A 1243-nucleotide genomic window follows, 5' to 3' on the forward strand; every position below is an offset into this window, starting at 1 on the left:
TGTCCGTGATCGAGAACATGTAGCCCGGCCCGATCGTGATCCCCTGCTCCAGTGCGAGCTGGTACAGCCGCATCGCATCGACCTGCGCCGGCAACTCGACCCACAGCACGTAGCCGCCCGCCGGACTCGAGATACGCGTGCCCTCGGGGAAGAACCGCGACACCATCGCACGCATCAGGTTCGCCTGTTGCGCATACGCCTTGCGCAACCGCCGCAGGTGATGCTCGTAGCCGTCCCGTTCGAGAAACTCGGCGATCGCAAGCTGCGGTATCGACGGCGTCGCCAGCGTATTCAGGAACTTCAGCTTCTCGACCTGATCCCGATAGCGGCCCGGCAATGCCCAACCGATCCGGTACGCGGCCGTAAGGCTCTTCGAGAACGACGCGCAATGCAGCACGATCCCGCTGCGGTCATGGGACTTCAGCGTGCCCGGATGCGAATCGCCGAAATACAGTTCGTTATACACACCGTTTTCGATGACCGGCAGGTCGACACGGGTTGCGAACTCCACCAGTTCACGCTTGCGCTCGTCGGGCATCTGGAAGCCGAGCGGGTTCTGGAAGTTCGGCATCACCATGCACGCGGCGATCGGCTGCGACTTCGCGATCGCCGCCAGCGCTGCGATATCGATTCCGTATTCCGGATGCGTGGCCACCTCGATCGCCTTCATCCCCATCCGCTCGATCGCGTGCAGCATCGCGTAGAACGTCGGCGACTCGACCGCTATCGTGTCGCCCGGTTTCGCGACCGCCTGCAGGCACAGGTTGATCGCCTCGGTCGCGCCGACCGTCACGATGATCTCGTTCGGATCCACCGACATCCCGTTTTCCAGATAGCGTCGCGCGATCTGCCGGATCAACCGCGGATGGCCCGGCGGCAGCCCGTCCGTCACGCCCCATAACGACTTGTCACGGCCGGCCGCATACGCATAGCGGTTCAGCTTCTCGAACGGAAACAGGCTCGGGTCCGGATACGGCGAGCCGAGCGGCACCGCGTCGTCCGTGCCGATCGAGCGCAGCGTCGACAGCACGAGCCGGCTCACATCGACCGACGACGAAATCGCGATCGGCTTCGACGGCCGCAAGTCGCGCACCGGCGCATGGCCGTCGTCGCGGCGCAGGCTCACGAAGTAGCCGGACTGCGGACGACTCTCCAGCAGCCCGCGGCTTTCTAGCAGCAGATACGCATGCAGCACGGTCGTGATACTGATCCGGTGCTGCTGGCTCGCCTGCCGTACCGACGG

General features: G+C 64.6%; 1 protein-coding gene. It reads right to left on the reverse strand.

Translation table 11 applies throughout. The annotated features are described in order from the left end of the window. A partial coding sequence (locus tag J7024_RS36965; protein WP_234746058.1) for an aminotransferase-like domain-containing protein occupies positions 1 to 1243 on the reverse strand: 1243 nt, incomplete at both ends.

Source organism: Burkholderia sp. WTPI3, assembly GCF_021483755.1.
Classification (GTDB): domain Bacteria; phylum Pseudomonadota; class Gammaproteobacteria; order Burkholderiales; family Burkholderiaceae; genus Burkholderia.